Source organism: Citrobacter sp. Colony219 (assembly GCF_019382635.1).
GTDB lineage: Bacteria > Pseudomonadota > Gammaproteobacteria > Enterobacterales > Enterobacteriaceae > Citrobacter > Citrobacter youngae.
Map to the genome: position 1 here is coordinate 9,084 of NZ_CP080033.1, position 418 is coordinate 9,501.

Annotated in this window: 1 pseudogene; it reads right to left on the reverse strand. The window is 54.9% G+C overall.

Features of this window, described 5'->3' with window-relative positions:
• Positions 1-278, reverse strand: a pseudogene (locus JTI85_RS21715) (hypothetical protein); the annotation flags it as partial.
• Between the last annotated feature and the right edge of the window lie 140 nt (positions 279-418).

The following is a 418-nucleotide window of genomic DNA, read 5'->3' on the forward strand; positions in this document are numbered from 1 at the left end:
GAGCGTCGGGCAATGCGACAGCACTTCCGCAGGGGTAAGTTTTTGGTGAAGGATGCCTTCCCGCCATCCTCCCGCAAGGTCGTAGGTCCAGAGCAGGCTTTCAAATGCAGCAGACATCCGCTTGTCGAATACGCCATTTTTATCGAGTACCGGGAATAAAAAGGTAACCGTTGCACCAGATGACGGGCATTCCTCCGCATACGCTGGCGTTCGAGTAAAGAGTGGCGAACCAGCCCCAGATTCCCTTGTTCGATATAGCGCAGACCGCCGTGTACCATTTTCGATGACTTTGATGACGTGCCTGAGGCAAAGTCACTTTTCTCAATCAGCGCNCCCGGTAGCCACGCAGACTGGCATCCAACGCCGCGTAGGCTCCGGTTACGCCACCACCGACAATAAGAATGTCGTAGGTGTCGCT